General features: G+C 65.9%; 22 protein-coding genes. 11 read left to right on the top strand and 11 right to left on the bottom strand.

Features of this window, described 5'->3' with window-relative positions; all coding sequences use genetic code 11:
* Positions 1 to 218 precede the first annotated feature (218 nt).
* Entirely contained in the window at positions 219 to 1,178 is a 960-nt protein-coding gene (gene tal, locus U5A58_RS31555; RefSeq protein WP_158757319.1) for a transaldolase, read from the top strand.
* A 265-nt stretch (positions 1,179 to 1,443) separates the two neighbouring features.
* A complete protein-coding gene (locus tag U5A58_RS31560; RefSeq protein WP_321964339.1) occupies positions 1,444 to 1,869 on the top strand; it encodes a VOC family protein in 426 nt (141 codons plus the stop codon).
* A 33-nt stretch (positions 1,870 to 1,902) separates the two neighbouring features.
* Here U5A58_RS31560 and U5A58_RS31565 read toward each other — a convergent pair whose 3' ends face one another.
* The 5 genes from U5A58_RS31565 to U5A58_RS31585 form a co-directional block, all read right to left on the bottom strand.
* Positions 1,903 to 3,027: an FUSC family protein gene (locus tag U5A58_RS31565; RefSeq protein WP_321964378.1), complete on the bottom strand. Its 1,125-nt coding sequence runs from the start codon at positions 3,025 to 3,027 to the stop codon at positions 1,903 to 1,905.
* A 226-nt stretch (positions 3,028 to 3,253) separates the two neighbouring features.
* Positions 3,254 to 4,804 carry a monocarboxylate uptake permease MctP gene (gene mctP, locus U5A58_RS31570; RefSeq protein ID WP_321936813.1) on the bottom strand — a complete coding sequence of 517 codons (1,551 nt, stop codon included), beginning with the start codon at positions 4,802 to 4,804 and terminating at the stop codon, positions 3,254 to 3,256.
* Positions 4,801 to 5,037 (bottom strand): DUF3311 domain-containing protein, encoded by a 237-nt coding sequence (locus U5A58_RS31575; RefSeq protein ID WP_321914734.1) that lies wholly within the window; start codon positions 5,035 to 5,037, stop codon positions 4,801 to 4,803. The genes mctP and U5A58_RS31575 overlap by 4 nt, the downstream gene beginning before the upstream one ends.
* 312 nt (positions 5,038 to 5,349) lie before the next feature.
* Positions 5,350 to 6,285 carry a spermidine synthase gene (locus U5A58_RS31580; RefSeq protein WP_321964340.1) on the bottom strand — a complete coding sequence of 312 codons (936 nt, stop codon included), beginning with the start codon at positions 6,283 to 6,285 and terminating at the stop codon, positions 5,350 to 5,352.
* A 130-nt stretch (positions 6,286 to 6,415) separates the two neighbouring features.
* A complete protein-coding gene (locus U5A58_RS31585; RefSeq protein ID WP_321964341.1) occupies positions 6,416 to 6,745 on the bottom strand; it encodes an energy transducer TonB in 330 nt (109 codons plus the stop codon).
* A gap of 335 nt (positions 6,746 to 7,080) precedes the next feature.
* Here U5A58_RS31585 and U5A58_RS31590 point away from each other — a divergent pair, with 335 nt between their 5' ends.
* A complete protein-coding gene (locus tag U5A58_RS31590) occupies positions 7,081 to 7,641 on the top strand; it encodes a hypothetical protein (RefSeq protein WP_321964342.1) in 561 nt (186 codons plus the stop codon).
* Positions 7,642 to 7,673: 32 nt separating this feature from the next.
* Positions 7,674 to 8,261: a hypothetical protein gene (locus U5A58_RS31595; protein ID WP_321964343.1), complete on the top strand. Its 588-nt coding sequence runs from the start codon at positions 7,674 to 7,676 to the stop codon at positions 8,259 to 8,261.
* A 108-nt stretch (positions 8,262 to 8,369) separates the two neighbouring features.
* Here U5A58_RS31595 and U5A58_RS31600 read toward each other — a convergent pair whose 3' ends face one another.
* The 4 genes from U5A58_RS31600 to U5A58_RS31615 all read right to left on the bottom strand — a co-directional run bounded on the left by U5A58_RS31600 (position 8,370) and on the right by U5A58_RS31615 (position 13,201).
* The gene (locus tag U5A58_RS31600) at positions 8,370 to 8,864 is read right to left on the bottom strand and encodes a DNA-deoxyinosine glycosylase (protein ID WP_321964344.1); all 495 of its coding nucleotides are present in this window, start codon (positions 8,862 to 8,864) and stop codon (positions 8,370 to 8,372) included.
* A gap of 19 nt (positions 8,865 to 8,883) precedes the next feature.
* Positions 8,884 to 9,534 carry a chorismate--pyruvate lyase family protein gene (locus tag U5A58_RS31605; protein ID WP_321964345.1) on the bottom strand — a complete coding sequence of 217 codons (651 nt, stop codon included), beginning with the start codon at positions 9,532 to 9,534 and terminating at the stop codon, positions 8,884 to 8,886.
* A 123-nt stretch (positions 9,535 to 9,657) separates the two neighbouring features.
* Positions 9,658 to 11,571 (bottom strand): molecular chaperone HtpG, encoded by a 1,914-nt coding sequence (gene htpG / locus U5A58_RS31610; RefSeq protein ID WP_321964346.1) that lies wholly within the window; start codon positions 11,569 to 11,571, stop codon positions 9,658 to 9,660.
* A gap of 124 nt (positions 11,572 to 11,695) precedes the next feature.
* On the bottom strand, positions 11,696 to 13,201 hold the full coding sequence (locus U5A58_RS31615; protein WP_321964347.1) for a PLP-dependent aminotransferase family protein: 1,506 nt from the start codon (positions 13,199 to 13,201) through the stop codon (positions 11,696 to 11,698).
* Positions 13,202 to 13,392: 191 nt separating this feature from the next.
* Here U5A58_RS31615 and U5A58_RS31620 point away from each other — a divergent pair, with 191 nt between their 5' ends.
* The 7 genes from U5A58_RS31620 to U5A58_RS31650 all read left to right on the top strand — a co-directional run bounded on the left by U5A58_RS31620 (position 13,393) and on the right by U5A58_RS31650 (position 21,868).
* Positions 13,393 to 14,082: a VOC family protein gene (locus U5A58_RS31620; RefSeq protein ID WP_321964348.1), complete on the top strand. Its 690-nt coding sequence runs from the start codon at positions 13,393 to 13,395 to the stop codon at positions 14,080 to 14,082.
* Between the two features lie 22 nt (positions 14,083 to 14,104).
* Complete coding sequence (locus tag U5A58_RS31625) at positions 14,105 to 15,010, top strand: DMT family transporter (RefSeq protein ID WP_321964349.1); 906 nt, start codon at positions 14,105 to 14,107, stop codon at positions 15,008 to 15,010.
* 110 nt (positions 15,011 to 15,120) lie between these two features.
* Positions 15,121 to 16,329, top strand: a complete 1,209-nt coding sequence (locus U5A58_RS31630; protein WP_321914744.1) for a PLP-dependent aminotransferase family protein — start codon at positions 15,121 to 15,123, stop codon at positions 16,327 to 16,329.
* Between the two features lie 51 nt (positions 16,330 to 16,380).
* The gene (locus U5A58_RS31635) at positions 16,381 to 16,845 is read left to right on the top strand and encodes a RidA family protein (RefSeq protein WP_321964350.1); all 465 of its coding nucleotides are present in this window, start codon (positions 16,381 to 16,383) and stop codon (positions 16,843 to 16,845) included.
* Between the two features lie 127 nt (positions 16,846 to 16,972).
* On the top strand, positions 16,973 to 17,851 hold the full coding sequence (locus U5A58_RS31640; RefSeq protein WP_321964351.1) for a PhzF family phenazine biosynthesis protein: 879 nt from the start codon (positions 16,973 to 16,975) through the stop codon (positions 17,849 to 17,851).
* A gap of 314 nt (positions 17,852 to 18,165) precedes the next feature.
* Entirely contained in the window at positions 18,166 to 20,538 is a 2,373-nt protein-coding gene (locus tag U5A58_RS31645; RefSeq protein WP_321964352.1) for an EAL domain-containing protein, read from the top strand.
* A 112-nt stretch (positions 20,539 to 20,650) separates the two neighbouring features.
* Positions 20,651 to 21,868, top strand: coding sequence for a chromate transporter (locus U5A58_RS31650; protein WP_321964353.1), 1,218 nt, complete (start codon positions 20,651 to 20,653; stop codon positions 21,866 to 21,868).
* A 20-nt stretch (positions 21,869 to 21,888) separates the two neighbouring features.
* On the opposite strand, the gene U5A58_RS31655 is transcribed toward U5A58_RS31650, so the two are convergent.
* Positions 21,889 to 22,911, bottom strand: a complete 1,023-nt coding sequence (locus U5A58_RS31655) for a histone deacetylase family protein (RefSeq protein ID WP_321964354.1) — start codon at positions 22,909 to 22,911, stop codon at positions 21,889 to 21,891.
* A gap of 23 nt (positions 22,912 to 22,934) precedes the next feature.
* A complete protein-coding gene (locus tag U5A58_RS31660) occupies positions 22,935 to 24,194 on the bottom strand; it encodes a Zn-dependent hydrolase (RefSeq protein ID WP_321964355.1) in 1,260 nt (419 codons plus the stop codon).
* Between the last annotated feature and the right edge of the window lie 35 nt (positions 24,195 to 24,229).

The raw sequence follows: 24,229 nt of genomic DNA on the forward strand, positions 1-24,229 counted from the left end.
CGTTTCCGCCATAAAATAATGAAGTAAGCCGCGCCCAAACGCGCGGCAAGTGCGCCAGATCCGGCTGCACGCGCGTCTGACGTCCATCTGCGCGCGCCGGGCCGCAACGGCGCAGCGCCATTTCGCGTTCCGCCCGGCGCGCTCCAGGTTCACGCCTGAAGCGCACCGGCCGTTCAACTCTCACCGATGCAGGCGCGCACGCGCCCACAAGGCCTGACATGACTACCGCACTCGACCAGCTCAAGCAGTACACCACCGTCGTCGCCGACACGGGCGACTTCCAGCAATTCGTGCAGTACAAGCCGCAGGACGCGACGACCAACCCGTCGCTGATCCTCAAGGCGGTCCAGAAAGCCGAGTACCGTCCGCTGCTCGAAAAAACCGTACGCGATCACGCGAGCGAATCGCTCGAGTCGATCATCGACCATCTGCTGATCGCGTTCGGCACCGAAATCCTCAAAATCATTCCGGGCCGCGTCTCGACCGAAGTCGACGCCCGCCTCTCGTTCGACACGAAAAAGTCGATCGACAAGGCTCACCACATCATCGACCTGTACAAGCAGGCCGGCATCGGCCGCGAGCGCGTGCTGATCAAGCTCGCCTCCACCTGGGAAGGCATTCGCGCCGCCGAAGTGCTGCAAAAGGACGGCATCCACTGCAACATGACGCTGCTCTTCTCGCTCGCGCAAGCCGCCGCGTGCGCCGAAGCGGGCGCGCAGCTCATCTCGCCGTTCGTGGGCCGCATCTACGACTGGTACAAGAAGGCCAAGGGCGCCGACTGGGACGACGCGAAGGACGGCGGCGCGAACGACCCGGGCGTGCAGTCGGTCCGCAAGATCTATGCGTACTACAAGAAGTTCGGTCACAAGACCGAAGTGATGGGCGCAAGCTTCCGCAACACGAGCCAGATCGTCGAGCTGGCCGGCTGCGACCTGCTCACCATCAGCCCGGACCTGCTGCAAAAGCTCCAGGACAGCACCGAGAAGGTCGAGCGCAAGCTTTCGCCGGAAGCATTCAAGGACGCGAAGATCGAGCGCGTGGCCGTGGACGAGCCGTCGTTCCGCTTCCAGCTCAACGAAGACGCCATGGCGACCGAGAAGCTCGCGGAAGGCATTCGCGCGTTCGCCGCCGACGCGATCAAGCTCGAAAAGATGATCGAAGAGTTGCGCGCGAAGTAACGCGCCGGCGCTCCATGCCGAGCGCATCGAACTGTCGATAACCGAGGGCCGCACATGCCGCATGTGCGGCCCTTTCTTTTGCGCGCGGTCGAGCAACGTCCGTTCCCGTCTGCGCTCTCGCAAACCCTGACGACACATCGCTCGGTAGGGCGCTGACGCGCGCCTAGAATCAGGGCAGCGGTGCAACCCGCCGCGTGATCCGGCCCCGTGCCTACCCGCGCACGATAACCGGCCGGCCAACGTCCCGTCCGCAAGGAAACCGACGATGCAAATCCAGCCCTATCTCTTTTACCCCGGCAATTGCGACGAAGCGATCGCGTTCTATGGCGAAGCGCTCGGCGCGAAGGAAGTGATCAAGATGCGCTTCAAGGAAGCGCCGCCGGACCCCGCCCGCCCCATGCCGCCCGAATTCGCCGAAAAGATCATGCACGCGACGCTCCAGATCGGCGACGCGCAAATCATGGTGTCCGACGGCGGCTGCATGACGCAGAACGACAAGTTCCTCGGCTTCGGCGTCTCGCTGACCGGCCCCGACGTCGGCACCGCCGAGCGTTACTTCAACGCACTGGCCAAAGGCGGCACGGTCACGATGCCGTTCCAGAAGACCTTCTGGTCCCCTGGCTTCGGCATGGTGACCGACAAGTTCGGCGTGCCATGGATGGTCACGGCGCCGCACGACCAAGCCGCCTGACCCGGCGCCGCAACCGGCGTTGCGCGCCCGGCGTCACACCATGCGGTGCGTCGCGGCGCGCTCGATGTTCCAGCGCGGTTCGGTTTCGAGCAGGAGCGCACGCAGGCGCTCCACCTGCTCCTCCACACGCAGGCTGAGCCAGTATGGCCCCTGCATCTGCGGCTCCTGGCAGCCCTGCGGCGCCTCCGGCAAGCCTTCATGGACGCCCGCGCCCGCCTCGCCCGCCGTATCGTCCTCTGCGCCGCCATCCACCCATGCGGCTACCGGGCGCAGCGCCTGCTGCGCCGCCTCGGGGTGGCGCCCGCCGCCAAATCGCAGCGCCCGGGCCGTGGCGAGCAGCGCACGGCGCACGGTCTCGCTGCGCTCGGCGAACGCCTCTCGCACGAGCGACTGCTCGTAGCTGCCCGTGCCGGTGCAGAGCATCTCCAGCGCGCTCAGGAGCGAGCGATGCAAACGCTGCACCTGTTCGAGCTGCGCGAGCGGCACATCGATCTCCTTGGCAACCGATGGCATCAGCGCGCGCAGCTGCACGAGCCGTGCGTTCAGGCGCATGAAGGTCTGCACCTGGTCGTCCGAATCGACGTGCACGCCGCTCGCCACCTGCGCATACACGCGCGCGCATTCGCGCAGATTGTCGGCGAGGCTGTAGCGCCACGAATACGTGGCGTGCAGCGGCAAGGCGAACGAAAACACGAGCGCGATGACGATGCCGAGAATCACGTTGAGCGTGCGCCAGAGGCCCGTATCGATGAGGTTGTCGCCATGCCCCGCGACGATGCACATGGTGATGGCGGCAAGGAGCGCGACGTAGCCCGGCTTGCCAATGGCGTAGTACCCGCACACGGCCGCCACGAGCGACATCAGCACGTAGGTAAGCGGCACGGAGCCCGTGATGGCCTGCACGACGATCAGCACGAGCCCGATCACTGCGCCCAGCATCGTGCCGAGCGCACGCTCGGCGGCCTTCTTGCGGATGTTGCCTTGGTGCTGCAGCCCGCCGATCACGACGAGCAGCGTGACCGACGCCCAGATGCCGTGCGGAATATCGATGCCCGAGGTCGCGAGAATCGAGGCGAGCATGGCGAGGCCCACGCGCACGCTGTGTATCACCTTGGCGTTGCGGTAGCGGTAGTACGGCGACGTCAGCGCACGCCACATGCGCGCGAGGCGCGAGCGGCGGCGCGGCGTGCGCACGCGTCGCGCGCCGCTGTGCGCGGACCGGGAGCGGGATTCGGTTTCGGATGGGGCCATGGCGCGGGCTGGACGTGAGCCAAATCAGCCGCCATCGTGCACCAGAAAAACAAATGCCCGCAACTGTGTGTTGCGGGCATTGTCGGCAAGTCCGGACCGGCGGTGCGCGCCGGGCCGAAGTGTACCGAGCGGATCAGCCCTCGACGACGTCGAGATAGTCTTCCGGACGCGTGCGGTCCTGGCTCTTCTGCATGCCGACCAGATGCACGAGCGCCGACACGACAACCGAGACCACGAGGTTCACGATCAGCGACCACACCGCGGCGTAACCCGGAATCGCCATGCCGAACAGGTGGATCGTGAAGATCGAGCCTGCGAGCTTGAGCGAAATGGCCATCCACGTGCCGGTGCCGATGCCGACCGCCCAGCCCACCAGCAGGCCGCGGTAGTCGAGCATGCGCGTGTAGAGACCGAGCACGATGGCGGGCAGCGTCTGGATGATCCAGATACCGCCGAGCAGCTGCAGCTGGATCGCGTACGTGAGCGGCAGGCCCAGGATGAACGCCACCGCGCCGACCTTCACGATCAGCGAGACCAGCTTCGCGATGTTGGTCTCCTGCTCGTGATTCATGTTGCGGTTGATGAACTCCTTGTGGATGTTGCGCGTGTACAGGTTGGCCGCTGCAATCGACATGATCGCGGCGGGCACCAGCGCGCCGATACCGATGGCCGCGAACGCCACGCCCACGAACCACGACGGGAAGAAGTGCAGGAACAGCGCCGGCACCGCGAAGTTCGGACCGAAGGCCTTGAAGTACGGCGCGAATTCGGGCATGTCCTTCACACCGGCAGCAAGCGCCATGTAGCCGAGCAGCGCGAGCAGGCCGAGCACGAGCGAGTACGCGGGCAGCATCGCCATGTTGCGGCGGATGGTGTTGCCCGACGACGACGACAAAATCGCCGTGACCGAGTGCGGGTACAGGAACAGCGCGAGCGCCGACCCCACCGCGAGCGTCGCGTAGGCGCTATAGCCGTTCAAACTCGCGGCATCCGGCGACTTGAGCAGCAGCTTGGCCGGCGGCACCGCGCCGAAGATGTGGCCGAAGCCGCCCATCTGCGCGGGAATCACGATGATCGCGACGATGATCGTGATGTAGATGAGGATGTCCTTCACCACCGCGATCATGGCCGGCGCGCGCAGGCCCGAGGTGTACGTGTACGCGGCGAGAATCGCGAATGCGATGATGAGCGGCAGGTCGCCGACGAAACCCGTCGTGTCGAAGCCAAGCGCGCCGATCACCACTTCGATACCCACCAGCTGCAGCGCGATATACGGCATGGTCGCGACGATACCCGTCACGGCGATGGCGAGCGCGAGCATGCGGCTGCCATAGCGCGCGCTCACGAAGTCGGCCGAGGTGACGTATTGATGGCGCTTCGCGACGGCCCAGAGCTTCGGGAACACGACGAACGCGAACGGATAGATCAGGATCGTGTACGGCAGCGCGAAGAAACCCGTTGCGCCCGCACCGAACACGAGCGCCGGCACGGCAATGAACGTGTATGCGGTGTAGAGGTCGCCGCCGAGCAGGAACCACGTGACGATCGTGCCGAAGCGGCGGCCGCCGAGGCCCCACTCTTCGAGATGGGCGAGGTCGCCCTTGCGCCAGTGCGCGGCCACGAAGCCGAGAACCGTGACGCCAAGGAAGAACAGGATAAAGACAATCGTTGCTGTAACGTTCATTGCGCGCCCCCTGCATCGCCCTTGCGGCGAGTCTTCGTCTTGAAGTAGACGAGCGCGGTAATGGCAGCGCTAATCAGCACCCAGAGAAGCTGATACCAGTAGAAAAACGGGAAGTCCCACAGAGTGGGTTCGATCTTGTTGTACGACGGCACCCAGACCATCGCGATCCAGGGCAGCAGCAGAAGCCACAGCCAATGCTTGCTTGATTTTCCGGCGTCGGCGTCGTGAGCCATGACGTCTCCTCGTTGCTTATGTAGTTATGCGGCGTTGCTCTGTTCGCGGTCCGCCGTCCGGCCCGTCTGGCGTATAGCGGCCGATGGCCTCACAGACGGATAGCCCGCAAGGTCCCCGAAAGCGCTGAAAAGAGTATCGAGGCCACGCCGCACGGTCAAGCAGGGCGGACCCGAATTTCGAGGACGTTGTCAAGAGCCAACGGCTTGCGCCAGGTCCAGGAAATCGTCCGCGGATGCCTGGTGCGGGCGAAAAAAAACCGGCCCTGAGGCCGGTTTTCTGTGCTGAAACGGCGTTGCCGCCGTTCGCGCGGATCAGATCGAGAACGTCGCGCCGTTCTGGCCGCTCGATTCGCGCAGCGCCTTCACCCACTGGTGCGCCGGCAGGCCGAGCTTGCTCTCGAGCAGGCGCGCACGCTTTTCGAGGGCCTCGTACGTGACTTCGAGCGCCGGGCCCGAAAATGCGAGCGCCACGCGATTGCCTTCGTGCACTTCGGGCAGCGCGATCACGCGGCCGTCGAAGGCTTCATTCAGGCGCTTCATGTTGCGCACGAAGCTCGGGTGGTCGCCGAACAGGTTGATCGTCGCGACGCCGGCATCGGTCAGGCACGCGCGCACGGCGCGGTAGAACGCCACGCTGTCGAGCACCGGGCCGCGCGCGGTCGCGTCGTACACGTCGATCTGCAGCGCGCCGATCGTGCCGTGATTGGCGCGGTCCTGCACGAAGTCCCACGCGTCGAGTTCGCGCACGGTGAGACGCGCGTCGTCGTACGGCAGCTCGAACATCGTGCGCGCGGCCACGACGACCGCCGGATTCAGCTCGATCGCCTCGACCTTGGCGGGACGCAGATAGCGATGCGCGAACTTGGTGAGCGCGGCCGCGCCCAGACCCAGTTGCACGATGCGCTCGGGCGTGGCGATAAAGAGCAGCCACGCCATCATTTGCTGCGCGTATTCGAGTTCGATGTGCAGCGGCTTCGAAAGACGCATCGCACCTTGCACCCACTCCGTGCCGAAGTGCAGATAGCGCACACCGCTCTCTTCCGAGAACGTGACCGGCGCGAAACGCGGCTTGCGCGGCGCTTCGATGACCGGGGCGTTGTCGAGGTCGTCGGCGGCTGCGGCAGTTGCGCGGCGCGGGCGCTTCGTGACCTTCGCGGTCTTGCCCGCGGGCTCGCTCGACTGCGTCGCGTTGCCGGATTGCTTGAATGCGCGGGCCTCGGCGGAGGCGCGCTTGATGAGAGTCGTCATGGAGAAAATCGCTTGCTGTGGGGTCGCAAATTCAGGGGCATCTGCCCGGGCGACCGAGAGCATAGCATTCGTGGCGCTTCGCGCCTGATTTGGCGGCCAGTTCACACGCCTCGCACGCATGCGGCGCGCTTCAATGACTATCGCCTCCACTCCCCTCGTGGTTGTGGGCGCTATCGATGCCGGGCTGCCCCGGCTGCACCGCCAGCGGATCGACCCGTATGGGATGGAAATGCATGTCGATACGCGCGATATGCAGCGCGCGCGGCACCGGCGGCAAAGGAGAGGCGGCGGCAATCCCGCGCTCGACGGCCTCGTCGAGGTCGTCATTACCACTCGAACGCAGCAGTGTCACGGAGACAATAGCGCCATCCGGCGCGGCGCGGATCGACACAATGGCTTGCGCATCCGGTGGCACTTTCTTTGGATTGATGCGCATATTGCCGCCGAGCTTGCAGTGCACGTAGCGCCGCCATTACCACGAGTCGAGGCTCGCCTCCGTGGGCGGGGCGAACCCGGGCGTCGCGAGCGCCGCGAGGCACCGGTTCATGACCAGTTGCGGCGTGGGGCGCACGTGCGGGCCGACCTGCGATACGTCGTCCGAAGCACACGCGCTCAGGAAGCCTGATCTCCGGACTGCTCAAGATTCGCAGTACCGCTGCCGATATTCTGAGCGAAGGCTAAAGCGGCCCCACCAGACAAGACCTGACGTTCACCGGCGCCTTTTGCGCTCCGGGTGGCATGGCTTTACGGATCTTTCGGGTTCGCCGACTTCAACAATCACGAGGTGAATAAAATATGCCCTACACCGTTCGCGCAATCGGCATACTCGCGCCGATTCTCCTGTTGAGCGCTTGCTCCATGGTCGCTCCGCCCTATTCCCCCGACGTCGATAATATTGAGTCGCTCAAGAACGCCACGACGGCGCACGCGAAAATCGGCGCATTCGAATCGCATTCGGACGCAACGAATCCGTACCCGATCCCTCTGCGCGCCAATTCGATGAAATCGCCGGTTGGCGGCTCATTCAGCGCCTATCTTGCCGACGCGATGACGAAGGAATTGCAGATGGCCGGCAAGCTCTCGCCGCAAAGCGATGTCGAGATCAAGGCGACGCTGCTGGAAAACGACATCGACGTCGGCATTGCAACCGGTGCCGCGAGACTGTCGGCGCGTTTCGTTGTGATGCGTTCGGGCACCGTGCGTTACGACCAGGTCAAATCCGCGCACACGCAATGGGATTCGGCGTTCGCCGCCATGATTGCAGTACCGAAAGCGCGTGAAGAATATCCGCTTGCCGTACAGAAGTTGCTCGGTGAGCTATACGCCGACCCTGCCTTCCTTGAGGCAATTCAATAACGTTAATAACCGTAACCCGGGGAACTCACACAATGGCATTGATTCGATTGATCGCGACCGCAGGCGTAGTCGCAGCATTATCCGGTTGTGCGCACGAAATTTCGCTTACCGGTGACGCGAGCAAAATTCCGAGCCTTTCTACGCCCCCGCTCGACAAGACGGTGGGACTCGTCATCACCGATGATCAGTTGTCGAAGGAAGTGATTACGCCCGGCGGCGGCGGCGACAAGGTGAGCTACCACCCGTATCACGACCTTGAATTGCCGATGTACATCGGCCTCGGCCACGTCTTCAAGAATGTGACCAAGCTCAAGAGCGCACCGGACGCAGCAACGATTCTGGCCAAGCATCTCGATTACGTGATTACGCCGACGATCAAGACGTCGTCGTCGTCCCCTAGCCTGCTCACGTGGCCGCCCACGGACTTCTCCGTCACGCTCGCGTGCACCGTGGCCGACCCGAGCGGTCAGACCGTGGCCACCGAGGACGTAACGGGTAGCGGCCACGCGGAGTTTAGTGAATTCAAGCACAACCTCGGCCTGGCCGGGCAGCTTGCAACGGTCGATGCTGTGTCGAAACTGCAGTCGGCGCTGGCAAAGGCGCCCGAACTGCAAAAATAAACGTAGCGGCGGATGCCCTGCCAGGACACGCCAGCTGATCGAAGAAAAGCCCCGCATTTGCGGGGCTTGAGCGCTGCGTTGTCGCGCAGGCAGGCGCGCACCACGCCCTCAATTCGAATGCTGCAGCATTCGCCAGACCGCCAGCTTCTCCGCATAGGGAACGGAAGCATGGGCCGGGCTGCTCGATGGCAGGCGAAGCAGCCGATATCGATCGCCACACTCGCCAAGTGCCTTCACGCCAATCTTCGCTGCCGTCCCACCATTGAAGGCAATGGTCGTCAGATTCGGCAACGTCTCGATAAGCGCAATCAAATCATTGGCTGCATGGTCTCGTATCTGGCTATCGAGGCTTCCAGCGCGACGAGCCTGGGCAACCACATCCCATAACCCAAAGCGGTTTTCGAGCAACGTGTCGAGACGCGCCGCATAGTCCATGTCGACCAGATCACGACCGATCACCTCGCCCACCAGATGCCAGAACTTGTTCTGCTTATGCGCGTAGTACTGCTGATGTGCAAGCGACGCCTCGCCCGGCAGACTGCCGAGAATGAGCACGCGCGTATGCGCATCGACGACGGGATCGAAGCAGGTCTTGAAGGTCATGGCAACCGGCGCAGAAAGTTCAACGCGGTGCGTGATGCGCGCGCGAGGCCGTGTGATCGAGCGGGCCGCGCTCGCGGCCGAGATGCACGCCGGTTTCCTGTGTGAGCGGACCGCTCGCGAGACGCGACCATAGCGCGGGCAGCATGCATTCGGTCACGAGTAGCGGCGCGCCTGCGCGCTCGAACACCGAGCGGCGCGCGACGAACCGCGCGTGCGCCGGTTCGGCCGCGATCTCGCGAGCCGCGAGCGCGTAAAGCGGATGCCGCGCGCTCACGCGCCGGCTCACGAGCGCCGAGCGAGCCACGCCGCTATCGCTATAGAGCAGTTCCGCGAGCGGCCGCGTGCGCAGGCGCCGCATGGCCTGCCACACGCCATGACTCGCGGCGAGCGGCGTCACGCTGTGCGCGGCGACGAACGGCACGCCGTCGACTTCGAGCACGATTTCGCGCACCCACGCGCGCTCGCGCGGCGCGAGGCCGAGCGCGGCGCATTCGTCGGACCACGGCATATCGACGGCTTCGCGCGTCACGCGCACCACGACGCGTCCGAGCGTGCGCAAATGCGCCGTGAGCGAACCGCCGCGCGTGAGCCAGTCCTTCTGGTCGGCGCTCAAGGCGGGCAAGGGCGTGACGCGCCAGTGCGCGTTAGCGGCATCGAATCGGAGAGGCATGGCGCGCATTATAGGCCGCGAGGATTTCAGTTCGCTGCGGGCGGGGCGGACAAAAGAAAAACCCCTTGCGGCGGGCAGCCACAAGGGGTCTCGTCATGAAACGCTGCTGTTGCGGCTTCGGCCTTAGCCAGCGCGCCCCATCAACAACGCATTCGTGCGCTTCACAAAACTCGCCGGATCCTCCAGCGCACCGCCTTCCGCCAGCAGTGCCTGATCGAACAGCAGATTGCACCAGTCGCCGAAGTCCGCGCTATCGGTGCGCAGCGCCTTCACGAGCGGATGCTCCGGGTTCACCTCGAGAATCGGCTGCATCTGCGGAGCCTGCTGCCCCGCCGCCTTCAACATGCGCTGCAGATAACCGCTCATGTCGCCTTCGTCGGCCACGAGGCACGAGGGCGAATCGGTCAGGCGGAACGTGAGGCGCACGTCCTTGGCCTTGTCCTTGAGCGCTTCCTTCATGTGCTCGACGAGCGGCTTGAGTTCCTCGCTCACCTTCTCCTGCTGCTGCTTTTCCTCGTCGTTGAGCGCGCCGAGGTCGAGGTCGCCACGCGCCACGCTCGCGAGCGGCTTGCCGTCGAACTCGTTCAGGAACGAGAGCATCCACTCGTCCACGCGGTCCGTGAGCAGCAGCACTTCCACGCCCTTCTTGCGGAACACTTCGAGATGCGGGCTGTTCTTCGCGGCCTGCCACGTGTCGGCGGTGACGTAGTAGATCTTCGTCTGCTCGGGCTTCATGCGCGCAACGTAATCGGCAAGCGCGACGGTCTGCTCGTTCGTGTCGTTGTGCGTGGACGCAAAGCGCGCCAGCTTCGCCACACGCTCGCGATTGGCGTGATCCTCGCCAATGCCTTCCTTGAGCACCTGGCCGAACTCGGTCCAGAACGTCGTGTACTTCGCCTTGTCCTCTTCGCTTGCTTCGGCGTCCGTAACAGCGCCCGCCATTTCTTCGAGCATCGAGAGCACGCGCTTGGTCACGCCGTCGCGAATCGCCTTCACGTCGCGGCTTTCCTGCAGGATTTCGCGCGAGACGTTGAGCGGCAGATCGCTCGAATCGACCACGCCCTTCACGAAGCGCAGATAGTTCGGCAGCAGTTGCTCGGCGTCGTCCATGATGAAGACGCGCTTCACATACAGCTTCAGGCCGCTCTTGTGGTCGCGGTTCCACAGATCGAACGGCGCATGCGACGGCACGTAGAGCAGCTGCGTGTATTCGCTGCGGCCTTCCACACGGTTATGCGTCCACGCGAGCGGATTCTGATGATCGTGCGCGAGGTGCTGATAGAACTGCTGATACTGCTCGTCGCTGATCTCGCTCTTCGAACGGGTCCACAGCGCGCTCGCCTGGTTGATGGTCTCGTACTCGTCCTTCGTGACCATCTCGCTCTTTTCGGCGTCCCATTCTTCCTTCTTCATCTCGATGGGCAGACCGACGTGGTCCGAATACTTCTGGATGATCGACTTGATCTTCCAGGCGGAAAGCAGCTCGTCCTCACCTTCGCGCAGATGCAGCGTGATCGTCGTGCCGCGCTGCGCGCGCTCGATCGTCTCGACGGCGAATTCGCCCTCGCCCGCGCTCGTCCAGCGCACGCCTTCGGCAGCCGTCAGGCCCGCGCGGCGGCTTTCCACCGTGATCTTGTCCGCGACGATGAAGCCCGAATAGAAGCCCACGCCGAACTGGCCGATGAGCGCCGCGTCCTTCTGCTGGTCGCCCGAGAGCTTGCCGAAGAATTCCTTCGTGCCCGAGCGCGCGATCGTACCGAGGTTCGACACGGCTTCGTCATGGCTCATGCCGATGCCGTTGTCGTCGATCGTGATGGTGCGCGCGTCCTTGTCAAAGCCCACGCGAATGCGCAGGTTCGGATCGTTTTCATAGAGCGCGCTGTTCGCGATCGCCTCGAAGCGCAGCTTGTCCGCCGCGTCCGATGCGTTCGAGATCAGCTCGCGCAGGAAGATTTCCTTGTTGCTGTACAGCGAATGGATCATCAGGTGCAGAAGCTGTTTCACTTCTGCCTGGAAGCTCATGGTTTCTTGTGCCATGGTCGAGGGTCCTCTTTCGTTGCAGTTCTGGTCTGACAAATTGATGGCCGCAAGTGCTCAGCGGCGCGCCGCACGCGCAGTTGGGGACAGACGGCGCCGGTTTCAAGAGCCGCCGGCCGCGAAATCACGCTTGTGCGCCGCCGCCGCGCCGGGCCACGCCTTCGAGATAGTCGGCGAGGAATGCAGGCAGCGCCGGATCGCCGCAGTTGGCGATGTTGAAGCGCATCCACGTGGTGGGCGACTGGTGCGGCGAGAAGAGACTCCCCGGCGCGAGCAGGAAGCCCGTTTCGTGGCCCGCCGCAGTGAGCGCGTCCGCGTCGACGCCGGTATCGGCCCACAGGAACATCCCTGCGCCGGGCGCCGCGAAAAGGCGCAAACCGGCGCGCTCCAGCATGCGCGCCGCTTTGTCGCGCACGCCGTCCAGCCGCCCGCGCAAGCGCTCCACGTGGCGCCGGTAGTGGCCCTCCGTGAGCACGCGGTAGAGCACGCGCTCGTTAAGTTCGGGGCTCGTCATGCCGACGAGCATCTTCTGGTCCGCCACGGCCTGGGCCACGTCGAGCGCGCTCGCGATATAGCCCACGCGCAGGTTCGGGGCGAGCGTCTTCGAAAAGCTGCCGAGATAGATCACGCGGCGCAACTGGTCGAGGCTCGCGAGGCGCGTGGCCGGATAGCCCGCCGGGCAGAGGTCGCCGTAGATATCGTCTTCGACGACGATGAAGTCGTACTGTTCTGCCAGCCGCAGAATGCGGAACGCTTGCGCGGCCGTGAGCGACGTGCCGGTGGGGTTTTGCAGCACCGAGTTGATCACGAGCATCCTGGGCCGCCAGGTTTCGACCAGCGCTTCGAGCGCGTCAAGGTCCGGCCCGTCGGGCGTGTACGGCATGCCCACGAGCCGCGCGCCCTGCGAGGCGAAGCGCCCGAACATCTGGAACCACGCGGGGTCGCCCACGATGACCGTGTCGCCGGGCTGCACGTAGATGCGCGCAAGCAGGTCGATCGCCTGGGTAATGCCCGAGACGAGCACGATCTGGTCGGGCGTCGCGCCGATCTCGAGTTCCGCCATGCGCGTCTGGAGCTGCTGGCGCAGCGGCAGAAAGCCTTGCGGCGAGCCGAAGCCGAGCAGTTGCGTGCCGCTCTGGCGGCCCAGCGAGCGCATTGCGCCGGTCAGCAGTTCGCCGTCCAGCCAGCGCGCAGGCAGATAGCCAAGACCCGGCCCTTTTTCCGGCCGCGTGGAGGTGTGAAGCATGTTGCGCAGCAGCCAGACCACGTCGATGGTGGACGGCGCGGGCGCGGCGGCCTGCGTCGCGCCGTCCGCGCGCGCCGCAGCGCCTGCCGTCACCGGCGCGCGTTCGCCGCCCGCCACGAGCGCCAACCGCTCGCGCACGTAGAAACCGGAACCGCGCCGTGAGTCGAGGTAGCCCTGCGCGACCAGACGCTCGTAGGCCTCGACCACCGTGAAGCGCGACACGCCCTTGTCGAGCGCGAGCTTGCGGATGGACGGCATGCGCATGCCGGGGCGGAACACGCGCTCCTCGATGCGGCGGCGGCCCCACTGCACGAGCTGGTCGACGAGCGTGAGCGTGGCCGCGTCGTGCGGGGCGGGAATCTGGTCTAGCGGGACGGAGGACATGAGGACTCCCGGAACTCGAACTGTACAGAGCACTATCGGGCCGATTGTACCGTTACTGTCTGCAGCCATACCGGTACATTTGATCGCATGCGTACCGGTAAGGATTCGGTGGAGGCGTCGACACACTGTTGCGGCGCGCGCTTCCGCCCTCTTCGTTCCGGCCCCGAGATCACTCCGCGCCCCGTCCTGACATGACCGCCTCGCCGCTTCGCCTCGATCACCTCGTCGTTGCCGCGCGCACGCTGGAAGAAGGCGTGCAGTACGTGAACGACGCGCTCGGCGTCGCGCCCGCGGGCGGCGGCGCACACCCGCTCATGCGCACGCACAACCGTCTGCTCGGGCTGTGGGGTGGCGTCTACCTGGAAGTCATCGCGATCGATCCCGCCGCGAAAAACGACGCAAACGCCCGCGCGCGCCTCTTCGCGCTCGACGATCCCGCCGTGCAGGCACGTCTTGAACAGGGGCCGTATCTGTCGCACTGGGTCGCCCGTGTCGATCCGCCGAAAAACCTCGCGCGCTGGCGCGAACAGTATCCGCAGCGCATTCCCGAGCTCGTGCCGATGACGCGCGGCGACTTCTCTTGGCAACTCACCGTGCCGCAGGACGGCGCGTTCCCGGCCTGGCAAGGCGCGGGCGACGGCATCCTGCCCTCGCTGATCCAGTGGGACACGGCGCATCACCCCTCGCAGGTGCTGGCCGACACCGGCATCGCGCTCATCTCGCTCTCCGGCTTTCACCCTCAGGCGCAAGCAGTGCGCGAGCAGCTTCAGTGGCTCGGCGCGGCGCATCTGATCGCCGTGGAGGAAGCCCTCTCGCCCGCGCTCGTCGCGCAGTTCGAAACCCCGTCCGGTCCGCGCACGCTCGGCGCGCCGGCACGCTGATTCGTCGAGCGCAAAGTCCCGCATGAAAGCACGCGAAACCCAAGGCATGCTGCTCGGCCTCATCGGCGTCACGATCTTCAGTCTGACCCTGCCGATGACGCGCATCGTCGTCGCCGAATTCAATCCGCTCCTGAACGGCCTGGGCCGCGCGCTCGCCGCCGCCGTGCCGGCCGCGCTGCTGCTCGCCATTCGCCGCGAGAAGCGGCCCACCTGGCCGCAGGTGAAGAGCCTCGCCGTGGTGTCGCTTGGCGTGATCGTCGCGTTTCCGGTGTTTTCCGCCATTGCGATGAAGACCGTGCCGGCCTCGCACGGCGCCATCGTCAACGGGCTGCAGCCGCTCGCCGTGGCGATCTACGCCGCGTGGCTCTCGCACGAGCGGCCCTCGAAAGCGTTTTGGGTCAGCGCGCTGATCGGCAGCGCGCTCGTGGTCGCGTTCGCGCTCCAGGCCGGCGGCGGCGCACTGCACGCGGGCGATGCGTGGATGCTCATCGCCGTGGGCATCGGCGCGCTCGGCTACGCCGAAGGCGCACGCCTCGCGCGCCAGCTCGGCGGCTGGCAGGTGATCTGCTGGGCGCTCGTGGTCTCGGCGCCGTTTCTCGCACTGCCGGTCGGCTGGCTCGCGTGGGCGCAGCATGTGGCGCATCCCGGCCCGGTCGCGATGAAAACCTGGCTCGCTTTCGGCTACGTCACGGTGTTTTCGCAGTTCATCGGCTTTTTCGCGTGGTACGCAGGGCTCGCCATGGGCGGCACGGCGCGCGTGGGCCAGGTGCAGCTGCTGCAGATTTTCTTCACGATGGCGTTCTCGGCGCTCTTTTTCGGCGAGCAGGTCGCGCCCTCGGCGTGGCTCTACGCGGCCGCCGTGATTGCTACCGTGGTGCTGGGCCGGCGTGCGGCGATCCGCACAGCCCCGGCGCCAGCGCGCGCATGAGCCGGTTTCGCGTCATAATCGAAGGTTTTCGGCGGCATCCGGCGGCGCGTGATCGCGCCCCATGCCGCCAGTGAATTCAGTCACTCGCCCCACCCCAACAAGGAGACCCCATGGACCAGAGCGATCTCAAGGCCGCGCCCGCGTGGCAACTGTCCGAGCGTGCAATCAAGCTGACCAGCTCGGCGATTCGCGAAATCCTGAAGGTCACCGAGCGTCCCGAAGTCATTTCGTTCGCAGGCGGCCTGCCCGCGCCGGCCAGCTTCCCGGCCGAGGAAATGCGCGCCGCCGCCGACCGCATCCTGCGCGACGACCCCGCAGCCGCGCTCCAGTACAGCGCGACCGAAGGCTATATGCCGCTGCGTGAATGGATCGCCGCACGCCACTCGGTGGGCGGCGTGAAGGTTCGCCCCTCGCAGGTGCTGATCACCACGGGCTCGCAGCAGGCGCTCGACCTGCTCGGCAAGGTGCTGATTTCGACCGATAGCCCCGTGCTCGTGGAAACGCCCACCTACCTCGGCGCGCTGCAGTCGTTCTCGCTCTACGAGCCGAAGTACGTCCAGGTCCCGACCGACGAAAAGGGCCTCGTGCCCGAAGGCCTCACGCCCGAACTGACGGCCGGCGCGCGCCTGCTCTACGCGATCCCGAACTTCCAGAACCCCACGGGCCGCCGCCTGCCGCTCGAGCGCCGCCAGGCGCTCGCGGAGTTCGCGAAGCGCGCGCCCTTCCCCGTGATCGAAGACGACCCCTACGGCGCGCTGCTTTATGCGGGCGAGCCGCTGCCCACGGTGCACTCGCTCGCGCCCGAGCACGTCGTGCATCTCGGCTCGTTCTCGAAGATCCTCGCGCCTGGCCTGCGCCTTGGCTACATCATTGCGCCCGAAGATCTGCACTTCAAGCTCGTGCAGGCCAAGCAGGCCACCGACCTGCACACGCCGACCTTCACGCAGCGCATCGTCTACGAGGTGGTGAAGGACGGCTTCCTCGACACGCACATCCCGAAGGTGCGCGCGCTCTATCGCAATCAGTGCGAGGCGATGCTCGATTCGCTCAAGCGCAACATGCCGGAAGGCGTGAGCTGGAACCGCCCCGAAGGCGGCATGTTCATCTGGGTGACGCTGCCCTCGAACATCGACAGCATGAAGCTGCTGGCCGAAGCCGTTGCGCAAAACGTGGCCTTCGTGCCCGGCGCGCCGTTCTTCGCCGACGAGCCGCAACACAACAAGCTGCGCCTGTCGTTCGTCACGGTGCCGCCCGCGAAGATCGAAGAAGGCGTCGCGAAGCTCGCGGCCCTGATCCGCGCGCACGCCTCGCACGCCTGATAGGCACGGCAGGTTTTTTCCGACTCAATACCCGAACGAGGAATCCTGATCATGGCTGACATCAACATCTACGACCGTCTCGAACAACTCGGCATCACCCTGCCCGAGGCAGGCGCGCCCGCTGCGGCCTACGTGATGAGCGCCCAGAGCGGCAACACGGTGTACCTGTCGGGTCACATCGCGAAGAAGGACGGCAAGGTGTGGGCCGGCAAGCTCGGCGAGTCGCTCACGACCGAAGAAGGCAAGGCCGCCGCACGCTCGATCGCGATCGACCTGATCGCCACGCTGCATGCCCACACGGGCGACCTCAACAAGGTCAAGCGCGTGGTCAAGCTCATGAGCCTCGTGAACTCGACGCTCACGTTCACCGAGCAGCACATCGTCACGAATGGCGCTTCGGAGCTGATCGCCGACGTATTCGGCGAGAAGGGCAAGCATGCACGTTCGGCGTTCGGCGTCGCGCAGATTCCGCTTGGCGCGTGCGTCGAGATCGAGCTGATCGCCGAAGTCGAGTAAACAAGCTTTGGTAACGTGCGCGGGCCTGCATCAAGGTCCGCGCACTTTCACGCAGTTTTCTGTTGCGCGTTCGCGCAATCGGGCGCATCTTTTCGCGCCGTCCCTCCCCCTCCACGATCGCCCCGCCATGACCCAGCACAGCGTCCGCTTCAAACAGGTCGACGTCTTCACGTCGGTACCCTTCAAAGGCAACCCGCTCGCCGTGGTGTTCGACGCCGATGGCTTGAGCAGTGACGAGATGCAGGCCATCGCGCGCTGGACGAATCTCTCGGAAACCAGCTTCCTGCTCGCCCCGACCGATGCGCGCGCCGACTACCGCGTGCGCATCTTCACGACCAAGGGCGAGCTGCCTTTCGCGGGCCACCCGACGCTCGGCACGGCACATGCGTTCCTCGAGAGCGGCCGCACGCCGAAAACGCCGGGCCGCCTCGTGCAGGAATGCGGCGCCGGTCTTATCGACCTGGCCGCCGGCGAGAACGGTGCATGGGCCTTCGCCGCGCCGGCCGCGCGGATCACACCGCTCGCCGCCGCACAGTTCGATGCGTTGCGCACTGCGTTACGCTCGGAAGCCATCGACTTCACGGCGACGCCGTGCGGCGTCGATAACGGCGCGCCGTGGCTTGTCGTGCGTCTCGCGTCGGCGCAAGCGGTGCTCGCACTCGACGTGGACTACGTGGCGATCGAGGCCGTGGCCGCGAGCGTGGGCGCGCACGGCGTGGCCGCCTATGGCCCGCATGAGGCCGATGGCCCCGCCACTTTCGAAGTGCGCTGCCTGATGACGGGCCTCGGCAAGGGCGAAGACCCCGTGACCGGCAGCGCGAACGCCGCCATCGCCATGTTGCTCGAACAGCAGAACCGGCGTCAGGGCGCTCGCTATACGGTGCGCCAGGGCACGGCGCTCGGGCGCGACGGGCGCGTGCACGTCGACTATGACGATGCGGCGAACAAGATCTGGATTGGCGGTCATTCACTCACCGTCGTCGACGGAACCTGCCAGCTCGGCTAAGCGGCGGCAGCGCCGTTCTCATGCATGGTGCATGCTCCGCCATGCGCCGCTGCGCATCTATGCACCGCACATGGGCATCGCGCGCGTGTTGAGGTAACCCTCGCGTATACCCGGGGGACCACAGCTTCCTTAATCATTCCCCAACCAGTAATATCGAAACATCGGACGCATGACGCGTCCGGCGTTCATTGCTCGCGCGCAATGCGCGTATTCCCCAGCCACCCGTTATTCATGCCGCCGACTCAACTGAGCGCATCGTTGCCGTTCTGGCCACCGCAACCGCGGTGCGAACTCACGCGCCTACGGCGGCTGCAATGAGCACCACGCGGGGTCCGTTCTCGCGCGATTCGAGCCTGCGCAACGCGCCCGGCCCAGCGTACACGCGCCCGCGCGCGCTGCTCGCCATACCGTTACTCGGCGTGCTGGTGCTCTTGCTGCTGTGGGCGGTGATCTTCACGCGCCTCTCGGTCGAGAAGGAAGCGACCCTGCGCGAGGCCACGGCCTCGGCGGCCATCCTCTCGGCGGCGCTCGAACAGCACACCGTCAAGGCGATCCACCAGGTCGACCAGATCACGCGCTTCGTGAAGTACGAGTTCGAGAAGTCGCCGGGCCGCTTCGATCTCGCGAGCACGGTCGAGAAGGGTGTGGTGCAGAGCGACTCGCTCGTGCAGGTGTCGATCATCGACGAGCACGGCAAACTCGTTGCCAACACGGCCGACCCGAACCCCAAGCCCATCGATCTCTCGGACCGCGAGCACTTCAGGGTGCACGAGCACGAGAACGACGATCAGCTCTTTATCAGCAAGCCGGTGCTCGGCCGCGTGTCCGGCCACTGGACCCTGCAGATGACGCGCCGCCTCAATCACCCGGACGGCTCGTTCGCGGGCGTCGTGGTCGTGTCGGAAGACCCGAGCTATTTCACGAGCGACTTCTACAACAACGCGGCGATCGGCCGTGACGGCGTGATCGCCGTGATCTCGGACAGCGGCGCCGTGCTCGCGCGCCGCACTGGCAGCGCCGAACGTGCGAACGGCACGTTCTCGGCGAGCGGCGTGTATCCGATCTCGGAGCACGTATCGGGCACCTATGTCGACCCGATCGATCACGTCACGCGCATCGTCTCGTACCGCCATATCGACGGCTATCCGCTCGCCGTGCTGGTCGGTCTCTCGCAAGCCGAGGAGTTCGCCGACTACAACCACACGCGCGACGTCTACCTGATGATGGCGACGTTCATCTCGCTCGCCATGCTGTCGTTCTTCGCCGTGGCCACGGGGTTGATCGGCAAGCTGCTCGGGCGCGAGCGCGAGATGTCGCAACTCGTGCAGTACGACCTGCTCACGGGCCTGCCCAACCGCTACGCCACGCTGCAACGTCTGCGTCACGAAGTCTCGCAGCCGGGCAACCTCGGGCGCCTCGCCATTCTCTTCATCGACCTCGACAACTTCAAGACCGTCAACGACACGCTCGGCCACAACGCCGGCGACATCGTGCTGCAAATGAGCGCCGCGCGCCTTGCCGACGCCGTGGGCGGCGCGGGCACGCTCGCGCGCATCGGCGGCGACGAGTTCGTGGTGATCGTGAAGGGCGACGACATCGAAAAGCGCGCCATTGCGCTCGCCGAAGCGACCAATGCCGCGTTCACGCATCCGTTCGACGTGCGCGGCAGCGCGTTCGTGCTGCATGCGAGCACCGGCATCGCGCTCTTCGCCGTCGCGCACGAGAGCGAAATCGATCTGCTCAAGAAGGCCGACCTTGCGATGTACGCCGCGAAGGAGGCCGGACGCAACTGTTTCCGCTTCTACTCGCCGCAGCTCGCGCACCGCGCCGACCACCTGATGAAGTGGGAGCAGCAGTTGCGCGTTGCGCTCGCCGAGGACCAGCTCTTTCTCGCCTACCAGCCGAAGATCGATTTGCGCCGGCGCTGCATCACGGGCTTCGAGGCGCTCGTGCGCTGGAACCATCCGCAATACGGGCTCATTCCCGCGGGCGAATTCATTCCGGTGGCCGAATCCACGGGCCTCATCGTGCCTGTGGGCGATTTCGTGATCCGCACCGCCTGCGCCCAGCTCGCTCAGTGGCAGCAGCAAGGCTATGAGTCGCTCACGCTCGCCATCAACATTTCGGCAGTGCAATTCTGGCGAGGCGACCTCTACGAGACCGTGGCGCACGCCATCGAAGAAACCGGCATCGCCGCGCACCGGCTCGAACTCGAGATCACCGAAACCGCGATGATGGAGTACCCGGAGTTGGTGTCGGAGAAGATCTTCGCGTTGAAGCGTCTTGGCGTGCGCGTCGCGCTCGACGACTTCGGCACCGGATATTCGTCGCTCTCCTACCTGAACCGCTTCGCTGTCGACACGCTGAAGGTCGACCGCTCATTCGTGCAAGCCATTCCTGCGGACCGCAGCGTGTGCGTGATGGTATCCGCGATCGTCAACCTTGCGCGCTCGCTCGGGCTCACGGTGGTCGTAGAGGGCACCGAAACCGAAGAGCAGATCGCATGGCTCTCCGCGCTCGGGCCCATCGAGGCGCAGGGCTTCCTGTTCTCGCGCCCCGTGCCGGTTGAAGGCGTGGCCGCGCTGATCGAGCGCTTCGGCGTGTGCAGCGCAACGCAGCCTGGCGCACAAGCCGCTCGCGAAGATCACCGCAACGAGCGCCTGAGCGACGCACCGCAATCGCGCTGACGTTTGTCATTGCGCAGGTTGGGCCCATTTTCTGCGCACTTTCTGGTGACTTCCGCGAGCCGCGTGCTTTCGCGCACAGACGTCCACGCCCCCTCGCACGCATGATGCAGCCATGCAAACTCGCACCGACGAAGCGATCGCGGCCCCTGGTACAGGCACATTCCGCGACAACGACGAACCGCTCCTGACGCTCTTTCGCGTTGTACTGACCGTTTCCGCGGTCTCGTGGGGCGGCCTCGCGCTGATGGCGCAACTGGAGCAGCACTACGTGGAGCGCGAAGCGCGGCTCACGCAAACCGCGTTCTCGGATCTGGTGGCGCTCGCCTGGATGGTGCCGGGGCCGGTGGGCTGCAACGTCGCGGTGCAACTCGGCCACGCGCTGCGCGGGCGCGCGGGTGCCTGGATCGCGGGCGTGGCCAGCGTGCTGCCGTTCTTCGCGCTGATGACGGCGTTCGCCATCTTCTACCGCACGCCGCTCGTGCACTCGATTGCCTCACGCACGCTGCTCGACCATTTCAGCGTCGTGCTCGCCATGCTGATTGGCGTAACCTGGTACCGTCAAACCCGCGCGCTCGTACGCGGCCCGCTCGAATGGGGCGTGGCGCTCGCGGCTTGTGCGACGCTCGCGCTCGCCGCAAGCGCCGCGGCCTACGTGGCGATTCTGCTTGTTGCGTTTGCCGCGGGCTGGCTCGCGAGCCCCGTGCCTTCGCAGCGGCTCGAATTGCGCGTGACGCGGCGCGACGTGCAGTTGCTCGCCGCGCTTGCGGCGCTGATCGTCGTGTTCGCGCTGCCGCTGCCACACCCGCTCGACGCAGCGCTGCTCTGGCCGCGTCTCGCGGGCGCGGGCATGACGTTGTTCGGCGGCGGCTTCTCCGCGCTGCCCGTATTGAAAACGCTGTTCGTCACGCCAGCGGTGGGCATCACCAACGACGACTTCACGCTGGCGTTCACGCTCTCGCCGCTTTCGCCGGGGCCGCTCTTGAACGTGGTGCCCTTCTTCGGCTATCTCGTGGATGGCTGGGTCGGCGCGCTCGTCGCCACGCTCGCGCTCTTCGTGCCTTCGGGCTGCCTCGTCGTGCTCGCGCGGCGGCACCTGCATCGCATGAAGGCGAACCCGCGCTTCGAGCACGCCATGCGCGTGCTGCGCGCGGCGACTACCGCGTTTCTCGCCATCGCCGTCTGGCATATCGCGCGGCACGTGCCGCCGCATCCGTCGTATCTGCTGACGGCCGTGTTCTCGGCGATGTGCTTTGGCAAGCTCAAGCTCCCCGCTTACGCGGTCTACGCGACGGTCGGGCTCGCGTGCGGGGCGTGGCTGCTTTGGGCCTGAAACGCGGCATCACGCGCTGATCAGCGTGCTCCCATCAAGCCGCCAAAGAACGCGCGCGCGTTGTCTTCGAGGCTTTCGAGGTGGTAGCCGCCTTCCTGCACGATGACCGAAGGCAGGCCGAGCGCGCCGATCGCCGTGCCGAGCCGCCCGAAGCCTTCGGTGCTCACGGCAACCTTCGATTGCGGATCGTCCTTGTAGATGTCGAAGCCGAGCGCAAGCACGAGCGCGTCCGGCTCGAAGCGCTTGAGCACGCGCAGCGCCGACTCCACGCGCTCGAAGAACACCGCCTCGGATGCGCCGTGCGGCATCGGCAGATTGACGTTGTAGCCCTCGCCCGCGCCATGGCCGCGCTCGTCCTCGTAGCCCGCGACCACCGGATAGAAGTTGGTCGGGTCGCCATGGATCGAGATGTAGAGCACGTCGCTGCGGCCATAGAAGATTTCCTGCACGCCCTGGCCGTGGTGCATGTCGGTGTCGAGGATCGCCACGCGCTTGAAGCGGCTGCGCAGCGACTGCGCAGCGATAGCCGCATTGTTCAGATAGCAGAAGCCACCCGCCGCGTCCGCGCGGGCATGATGGCCGGGCGGACGCGACAACGCATACGACTCGCGCGCGCCTTCGTTCACGCACGCCGCTGCCGCCAACGCGCTTTGCGCCGACCAGTAGGCCGCGCGCCACGTGTTCGCCCCCACGGGGCAACTACCGTCCGCGAGATAGCGCGCCGCCTGCGCGAGTACGCCGCGCAGCGGATTCGGCTCGCGCACGTAGATGTTCGACATCACTTCTTCGCCCCAGTCTTCGGGCACGCGCTTCCATTCGGTGTGCGCTTCTTCGAGAAAGCGCAGATAGTTCATGTCGTGCACGGCGGCGATGGGCGCCGTGCCGAAGTCGGCGGGCGCCGCTACGTCGAAGCCGAGCGAGCGCGCCGCGGCAACGAGATGCTCGGCGCGCTGCGGCACTTCCTGCGGCTCACGCAGCTGGCCGCGCGAAAAATAGGCGCGCGGACCGTGCAGCAGCTGATCGGGGTGGAACCAGGTTTTCATGTTCAGTTCTCCTTCTATTTGTTTCACGCGGTGGCGGCGACAGCGACGCGCACGCCCGCACGCGCCGCAACGGCGTTGAGCAGCACGTTCGCGCCAGCCGTGACGTCTTCCGGCAGGGCGTCTTCGGCTTCGTTGTGCGACAAGCCGCCTACGCAGGGGATGAACACCATCGCGGTCGGGCAGTAACGCGCGAGGTGGATCGCGTCGTGGCCCGCACCGCTCACGATACGCTCGTGCGGATAGCCGAAGCGCTCTGTCGCTTCGGCCACCAGTGCGACGCACTGCGCGTCGAACGGCGTCGCCGGGCTCGTCCAGCAATGCGCGATCTGCACGCGAAGGCCGCGCGCCGTGGCCACCTGCTCGCATAGCGCGCGCAAGTCGCGCTCCATCGCGTCGATCTGCGCATCGTCGGGATGGCGCAGATCGACCGTGAAGGTCAGATTCGCCGCGATCGTGTTGCGCGACGAATTCGCGATCTGCGCCTGACCGATCGTCACGAGACCAAGCGGCGCGTAGCGCGCCATCACGCGCTCGATGTCGAGCGACATTTGCGCCGCGCCGAACCACGCGTCCTTGCGATAGCGCATCGGCGTCGTGCCCGCGTGCGCGGCCACGCCCGTCACGTTCACGTCGAACCAGCGGATCGCCTGGCCGCCCGTCACGACGCCGATGGTCGTGCCGTTCGCCTCCAGAATCGGGCCCTGCTCGATATGCGCTTCGAAGTAGGCGTCGACGGCCACGCCTTGCACGGCTCGCGTGCCGCGCGCGCCGCATGCGTCGAGCGCGGCGCCGAGCGTTACGCCGTCGGCGTCCGTGCGCGCCAGGGCGTCCGCCAGCGTCATCGCGCCCGCGAACACCGCGGAGCCCAGCATCGCCGGCGTGAAGCGCGCGCCCTCCTCGTTGGTCCACGAGCAAATCTCGATGGGCTTGACGGTACGCGCGCCCGCGTCGTTGAGCGCGCGCACGACTTCGAGCGCGGCGAGCACGCCGTACACCCCGTCGAAGCGGCCGCCTTCGGGTTGCGTGTCGAGGTGGCTGCCTATCAGCACGGGCGCGGCCTGCGCGTCATCGCCCTCGCGGCGCGCGAACAGGTTCCCCACTTCGTCGGTCCACACCGTCATGCCCGCCTCGCGGCACCAGCGCGCGAACAGGTCGCGTCCGCGCCGGTCTTCTTCCGTGAGCGCGAGACGGCGCACGCCGCCGCCCGCCGTCGCGCCAATGCGCGCCATCTCCATGAGGCTCGCCCACAGGCGCGGGCCGTCGATCTGCAAAAGGTCTTTCATCGGTCCATCCATTTCAGTCGAACTAATCAGTACAC

The sequence above is a fragment of the Paraburkholderia sp. J7 genome (assembly GCF_905220155.1).
Taxonomy (GTDB): domain Bacteria; phylum Pseudomonadota; class Gammaproteobacteria; order Burkholderiales; family Burkholderiaceae; genus Paraburkholderia.

Coding starts and splice junctions, on each gene's coding strand:
- U5A58_RS31650 (WP_321964353.1), top strand. CDS start 20,651: ATGCAAACTCGCACCGACGAAGCGATCGCGGCCCCTGGTACAGGCACA.
- htpG (WP_321964346.1), bottom strand. CDS start 11,571: ATGGCACAAGAAACCATGAGCTTCCAGGCAGAAGTGAAACAGCTTCTG.
- U5A58_RS31640 (WP_321964351.1), top strand. CDS start 16,973: ATGACCCAGCACAGCGTCCGCTTCAAACAGGTCGACGTCTTCACGTCG.
- U5A58_RS31605 (WP_321964345.1), bottom strand. CDS start 9,534: ATGCCTCTCCGATTCGATGCCGCTAACGCGCACTGGCGCGTCACGCCC.
- U5A58_RS31575 (WP_321914734.1), bottom strand. CDS start 5,037: ATGGCTCACGACGCCGACGCCGGAAAATCAAGCAAGCATTGGCTGTGG.
- U5A58_RS31630 (WP_321914744.1), top strand. CDS start 15,121: ATGGACCAGAGCGATCTCAAGGCCGCGCCCGCGTGGCAACTGTCCGAG.
- U5A58_RS31645 (WP_321964352.1), top strand. CDS start 18,166: ATGAGCACCACGCGGGGTCCGTTCTCGCGCGATTCGAGCCTGCGCAAC.
- U5A58_RS31560 (WP_321964339.1), top strand. CDS start 1,444: ATGCAAATCCAGCCCTATCTCTTTTACCCCGGCAATTGCGACGAAGCG.
- U5A58_RS31655 (WP_321964354.1), bottom strand. CDS start 22,911: ATGAAAACCTGGTTCCACCCCGATCAGCTGCTGCACGGTCCGCGCGCC.
- U5A58_RS31590 (WP_321964342.1), top strand. CDS start 7,081: ATGCCCTACACCGTTCGCGCAATCGGCATACTCGCGCCGATTCTCCTG.
- tal (WP_158757319.1), top strand. CDS start 219: ATGACTACCGCACTCGACCAGCTCAAGCAGTACACCACCGTCGTCGCC.
- U5A58_RS31615 (WP_321964347.1), bottom strand. CDS start 13,201: ATGTCCTCCGTCCCGCTAGACCAGATTCCCGCCCCGCACGACGCGGCC.
- U5A58_RS31620 (WP_321964348.1), top strand. CDS start 13,393: ATGACCGCCTCGCCGCTTCGCCTCGATCACCTCGTCGTTGCCGCGCGC.
- U5A58_RS31625 (WP_321964349.1), top strand. CDS start 14,105: ATGAAAGCACGCGAAACCCAAGGCATGCTGCTCGGCCTCATCGGCGTC.
- U5A58_RS31635 (WP_321964350.1), top strand. CDS start 16,381: ATGGCTGACATCAACATCTACGACCGTCTCGAACAACTCGGCATCACC.
- U5A58_RS31580 (WP_321964340.1), bottom strand. CDS start 6,285: ATGACGACTCTCATCAAGCGCGCCTCCGCCGAGGCCCGCGCATTCAAG.
- mctP (WP_321936813.1), bottom strand. CDS start 4,804: ATGAACGTTACAGCAACGATTGTCTTTATCCTGTTCTTCCTTGGCGTC.
- U5A58_RS31565 (WP_321964378.1), bottom strand. CDS start 3,027: ATGTGGCGTGCGCTGACGTCGCCGTACTACCGCTACCGCAACGCCAAG.
- U5A58_RS31600 (WP_321964344.1), bottom strand. CDS start 8,864: ATGACCTTCAAGACCTGCTTCGATCCCGTCGTCGATGCGCATACGCGC.
- U5A58_RS31660 (WP_321964355.1), bottom strand. CDS start 24,194: ATGAAAGACCTTTTGCAGATCGACGGCCCGCGCCTGTGGGCGAGCCTC.
- U5A58_RS31595 (WP_321964343.1), top strand. CDS start 7,674: ATGGCATTGATTCGATTGATCGCGACCGCAGGCGTAGTCGCAGCATTA.